The sequence below is a fragment of the Stenotrophomonas sp. STEN021 genome (assembly GCF_056760175.1).
The window spans coordinates 1-5,500 of the sequence record NZ_JBRREH010000140.1; the positions used below are offsets into that span (position 1 = coordinate 1).

At 52.8% G+C, this 5,500-nt stretch carries 5 protein-coding genes; 3 read left to right on the forward strand and 2 right to left on the reverse strand.

The features are described from left to right. The 3 genes from ACVOL0_RS19865 to ACVOL0_RS19875 all read left to right on the forward strand — a co-directional run. A partial coding sequence (locus ACVOL0_RS19865) for an AlpA family phage regulatory protein (protein ID WP_481550552.1) occupies window positions 1–526 on the forward strand: 526 nt, incomplete at its 5' end. 2 nt (window positions 527–528) lie between these two features. Next, entirely contained in the window at window positions 529–885 is a 357-nt protein-coding gene (locus ACVOL0_RS19870; RefSeq protein ID WP_481507744.1) for a hypothetical protein, read from the forward strand. After that, complete coding sequence (locus ACVOL0_RS19875; RefSeq protein ID WP_481507745.1) at window positions 882–2,336, forward strand: YfjI family protein; 1,455 nt, start codon at window positions 882–884, stop codon at window positions 2,334–2,336. Before ACVOL0_RS19870 ends, ACVOL0_RS19875 begins: the two co-directional genes overlap by 4 nt. 121 nt (window positions 2,337–2,457) lie before the next feature. Here ACVOL0_RS19875 and ACVOL0_RS19880 read toward each other — a convergent pair whose 3' ends face one another. Both ACVOL0_RS19880 and ACVOL0_RS19885 read right to left on the reverse strand, forming a co-directional pair. Beyond that, a complete protein-coding gene (locus ACVOL0_RS19880; protein WP_481507746.1) occupies window positions 2,458–3,189 on the reverse strand; it encodes a MobA/MobL family protein in 732 nt (243 codons plus the stop codon). 230 nt (window positions 3,190–3,419) lie between these two features. Then, a complete protein-coding gene (locus tag ACVOL0_RS19885) occupies window positions 3,420–4,883 on the reverse strand; it encodes a hypothetical protein (RefSeq protein WP_481507747.1) in 1,464 nt (487 codons plus the stop codon). Window positions 4,884–5,500: the final 617 nt, after the last annotated feature.

Here is a 5,500-nt window from a genome sequence, read left to right on the forward strand (position 1 = left end):
CGTCTTCTTCCGCTTGCCCGTGTGTTCCGCGTCCCCGAAGCTCAGCTGCATCGTCGTCATCCGTCGAACCTTGCGCTATTGTCGCCGAGGAATTGTTCAGAGCATCCTTAAGTGCATTCGATTGCTCAAGCAGATCAAATGCATCCCGGTAGGCGACGTCCTACCGGGAACCGGCCGGATCCCTTTTCAGTACAAACCACATCAAAGGGATTCAACTATGCAAATCAGCCAGTACCGCCCGGGCCCAATTGTGGGCCGCAATAAAGCCACGCTCCAGATCGCGCCGGCGATTGATGCCTCTGCCGTATGGCCGAGTTCGCCAACTTTGCGTCTGAAGGAACTGCTCAAACTGCTTTCGGTCAGCCGAAGCAAGGCATATGAACTGATGAAGACCGATCCAGACTTCCCCAAGGGAGTTCCGCTATACGACAGCGAGCAATCGCCAAAGTTCTATTGGACACACGAAGCCATTGCGTGGGTTCAGGGCCGCACCAACAAGTGCCGCAATCAGTTGGGGGGGAACTGATCATGAGCGCTTTTAAAGAAGTGTTGGCTGACGAGCGCAGTGCACTTGAGAAACTGAAGATCGCATTGGAGCAGGTATCGGCGAGCGGCAGGAACAAGCTCGAATCCGATTTCATGGAGGCCTATCCGCTCTTGGAGCAGCACTTGGCAGGCAAGAGGCGTAAGAAGCCAGTGATGGAAAGGTTCAACGGAGCATACGGACATCAACTGAGTCTGATCCAGTTTCGTAAGTTGTTGAACAGCGAGCGTCAACGTAGGCAGATGTGTGGTGAGCCGGTGGCGTGTGCTACCTGCGGGAAGCCATTGGATGAGGCCGCAGATGTAGTTGGTACTGCGGGCATCGAGGAGGAAGCACGATGAACAACATGCTCCCCCGAATGGCACCGGCCTATCCGATGGCTGCGTTTCTCGTCGTAGCTAGAGAAGCAGGGAACGAACTGCTTCGCAATGTGCAGGCGCCGGATGCGTTGATCGGTATGGGTCTAATCAATGCCATCTCGATGGCTTGTCAAGGCCTGATCGATGTGAAGCTACCAACAGGGCAGGTGCGCCCAGTGTCACAGAATTTGCTGCTGATCGCTGAGTCAGGCGAGCGCAAGTCGACGGTATCGTCGTTGTTGCTTGCTCCCTTCCGCGCGGCTGACAGCTTGGCATTGTCTCGCCATAAGCAGCAGATCGAGCAGTACCAGGCGGAGCTCGGATCTTGGCAGGCCAAGGGGAAAGGATTGCGTAGCGCAATCTCCAAAGCAGTTGCGAAGGGCAAGTCGACGACGGAGCTGGACAGTCAACTACTTGAGCATGCTCGGTCCAAGCCGAATAGGCCGCCTCTTCGTCACTTCCTCCGGCAGGACATCACGGCTAAAGCAGTGATGGAAGCAGTTCAGGGGGATGGTGAGTCGATTGCGATAACTACCGATGAAGGACACTTGCTTTTCAAGGGCGAAGCCATGTCGCACGTGGGGCTGCTAAACCGTCTTTGGGATTCGCCGGAAATGTTGCCTTTGGACCGTGCTCAGGATGAGCACCTAGTGGCAATGAATCCTCGCGTCTCGGTAAGCATCATGACCCAGTACGCGCCATTGAAGCAGTTTCTGGACAGGCGGGGATCGGTTGCGAAGGGAAGTGGTCATTGGGCGCGATATCTGGTGGGATACCCGCGCTCGACGATGGGGTTTCGCGGCGTAACAGATAGTGAGCTCGAATGGAGCCACTTGCTAGTCTTCCAGGCGCGAGTTCGCGGGCTCTTGGACACGTACCGAACAATGATGGAATCGGGAACTGTTACTCGCGAACAGATCGGGTTCTCGCCTGATGCAAAGGCGCGCTGGTTGGAGCTGGCCAGTCAAACGGAAGCGATGTTGCGCCAAGGCGAATACCTGAGCGATATCAACGATTTCGCATCCAAAGTGATGGAGATCCTTGGGCGACTTGCTGCAGCCATGCACTATTTTGGCAACGAAAGCGGAGATATAACGCTCGATACGCTCAATCGTGCGTTCGAGATTGTTCGGTGGCATATCGATGAGTACAAGAGCTTGTTCTCGCCGCAATTTATTGTCTCACAGGACCAAGTGGACGCCACTGCGGTCGCAAGGTACTTACGTACACGTGTCTGGCTAGGCCAAAACTCGAACACATTTGTGCCAAAAAACCACGTCCTTCGTAATGGGCCGGTACGTGATCGCGCCCGATTCGGCATGGCCTTGGAATTGCTTGTCTCCAGGGGGGCTCTTTGGATTCACAGGGACAATCGAACCAAGGCGACACACCTACAATTGGCAGATGGTTATTTCAACAGCGTAGGAATGTAGGCTTCCGGCGTCAGTCCAGGGCCCCGGCGACAAGCCGGGGCTTTTTCAGAAAATGTCATTCAAACATCATGCGATTCTGCGACAAAGTCGCAGAATCGCATGCTTTCGATCAAGCCTCAGGCTAGTTTACTGGGTTCGCCTGTTCCGTACCGTTCACGCGGAATTGAACATACTGTGCCTTCTCGGCCTCGGCCATGCCTTGAACGAACTGTTGGCCCAGGTGGCGCTCGGCATGCCGCTCCACGCCTTGTTCGCGCAGGCTGCGCGGATCAACCCGGGCATCGTAACCGTGCTGCGCTAGTGCTCTGTTTTGGGTTTCAGCTACTAGCTTGCGCATCTCCTTTACCTGCTGACGTAGTTCCAGTGGACTTTTACCTCCGCTATCCTTGCGGCAACCGCCAGCGCTCGGTTGCTTCGGGTTGTAACGTGAGAACATCCCCGCTGGAGTGCGATCGAGTCCATCCGGAATTCTATCCGAACACATCAGGTGGATGTGTGGGTTCGCAATGCCGCCAAGCTTCCCCTCTGGCGCGTGGATTGCGTATAGATACGGCTTGTTCCCGACTAGGTTTCCGACCAGTTGCTCCGCCAGATCAATTAGTTGCAACACGTTCATTTCGTTTGGCAGGGCAATCTCATGCTCGCGGTAAGCTGCGCCATTGGCACGCTCATGCTGGTCTGCCATGCGCCAGAACTGGTTGGGATCGGTTGCGGACCAGCCCGGCATGTTGCCGTAGCTGACATGGATCAAGTCGTCACGAGTGCTATGCGAGCCTTTTCGCTCAATGTACTTGGCGTGGCGTTGCGCACTGCCCTTCTTGCCGCTTTTGATGCTGTAGTGGAAGCTTGCCATCTGTGATCACCTTTTCTCTTTAGACAAGAAAAAGCCGTCAAGATCATTCTTGACGGCTGTCGTGAAGAGGGCCTCTCAGTTACCAATTGGGCACACGATAAGAAACGGTAAGTGCGCGTGCTCTTTCCATCTCCTATCCTCCGCATCAGTTCGGTGATCTGTCTGTGCTATCGGACTGTTGGCTCCATCTCCATAGAGATAGGGTCGAGTGGGTGAAAATTTACATCTTTTTAGTCGCGTCCTAGACTAGGAATCCAGTCATACCTAGTATTCTCCTTGCCATGTAGTGCGACAAAGGTCTGAGCAGCTTCCACCATATGACTTTGGTACAAGGCGGTCAGCTTGGGGATCAGAACGAGATTAAGTGACGTGTAGATTGCGGATAGAAGCTTCGCTTGCGCAGTTTGCAAGGACTGGTGCGAGCGCATCACGGTTGCTTGATTGAGCAGCGCATGGGTATACCAAAGCGTCCTTTCCGAATAGATGAACCATGCCATGGGTGGCATGGGCTCTAGTTGCTCACCTTTTCTATTGATGAAAGCATCAAGTTGCTTTTGAGGGGGTACGAGCTTTGAGCTATATCGCCGCGATGTCTTCGGCTTTGACTTCATCTTTCGTTGATGCCTGACGGAACAGAAAGCCGCAACGATGTGCACGACCGCGATGGGATTCGGGTTTTCATCGCTCGGTAGCTTGATCGACTCTAAATATGCGGCGAGTGCATACTTGGCTCTGATGGCGTCCTGCTTCTCGAGGATGTCGCTGGCTCTATACTTAAACGTGGTAACTTTTTTTACCAGTCGGGCAATTTCCTTTGCATTGTCAATGCAGAATTTCGGCACGTCAGCGAGTGACATGAAAGGGGTGTGGCCTTGGATGGAAACACCATGCACCGGAGGAATCGATTTGCAGAGTTCACTTAAATCTACCTGCATGTTTCCTGGTATTCTGTCATTCGGAATCGTGCGGTTCGTGGTGATCTCGAAGTTCAGCATATGCAGAAACTCAAGCGATCTAAGGTAGACATACGTAGAAATGTGCAGGCGTTTCTCCTTTTCCGCAGGGGTAACCGTGCGCATGAACTCTTCCGTCTTCGCGGTCAAATATGCATCAGCTTCGAGCAGGAGGTTGGCATCTTCAACGATATGGAGGTGGGTGAGAAGTACTTCGTCGATCGCTTCGTTTGTTCCTAACCAATAAGCGTGAGGAGTATGCTGCGGATTGAATAAGGCATCGATATGCTCCTTCTCTTCTTTAAATATTTCACGCTCTAGCTCAAAGATGATGTGGCGTTTAGCTTCTAGAACCTTTCCACTCTCTTCTGTTGGAGGGAGAGTAAGTATATTCATGGCGACTTCGGAATCTGCACCTGGTGGCTCAATAAGGCCGATTAGATGCATGCCCTTTTTAAAGGTGTTTAAATAAAGGCTCTTGATGGTCTTGATGTCGGCGAGAGGGTGTTTCTCAGTTACGCTCTTTAGCGGCTTGCCCGAAATGGATCGAAGGAGTCGTAGGACCGTGTCGAGCTGATTGATGCTCATCACACTGCCTCCCGAGTAGTCTTCGTTTGTCGTCTTTTCATATGTGAGCTCATCCATCAGATCTTTGAGAGTTGCTGTCTGGGAATCGCCATTGGTATGGGTATGGTTGTCACCAAAGTCAAAGCGGGATGGGCGCTTTGTGGGAGAAGTCATTGCTTGTCCAAACTCCTGAAGCTTTAATTGCTGAAACGATTAATCCAATTATGGAATCTCATGATTCCATTCATTGCTAAGAGAGGCAGGATGCGGAGTTTCCTGCTTGTACTGGACGCCCGTTCGACAAGGGCGACGCATTGTATTGTAGTCAACAGGGGGGATGGCGGGCTCCACCGAGGTGAGTGTGGAGGACTAAGGGATTGTAGAGCCCGTCGAAGTAGTTGGACATGTTCGAACGCGCAAACGCTCCTGCCCGCTGGAAAGAGGGCTTGGTACGTGCGTGAGCTCTTCAATCAGACCAACCTGCAGATGCGCGGGCGTCCTACAGCATCCCATGCGCCCTTGTTTGACGTAAGTAGCCAGTTCCTAATTGGCGTAAATAAGGGGTTTGATCAGACGCGGCTTTCCTCGGCAGTAGCTGAGAACAATGCGCGCACTAACTTGGATGCTGTATTTATTTCAGTGTAACGAGATGGTTCTGAGGACGTACATTTACGCGCCGTGCTAGGGAAGGTCTGATCAAAGCGCTCTGATACTTGGATTTCAGCGTCAAGGCGCCAAGTCGACCTCGATATGATCGATTTTGCGCCGTTTCTGACGCTTTTCGACGGGTT

Coding starts and splice junctions, on each gene's coding strand:
- ACVOL0_RS19870 (WP_481507744.1), top strand. CDS start 529: ATGAGCGCTTTTAAAGAAGTGTTGGCTGACGAGCGCAGTGCACTTGAG.
- ACVOL0_RS19875 (WP_481507745.1), top strand. CDS start 882: ATGAACAACATGCTCCCCCGAATGGCACCGGCCTATCCGATGGCTGCG.
- ACVOL0_RS19880 (WP_481507746.1), bottom strand. CDS start 3,189: ATGGCAAGCTTCCACTACAGCATCAAAAGCGGCAAGAAGGGCAGTGCG.
- ACVOL0_RS19885 (WP_481507747.1), bottom strand. CDS start 4,883: ATGACTTCTCCCACAAAGCGCCCATCCCGCTTTGACTTTGGTGACAAC.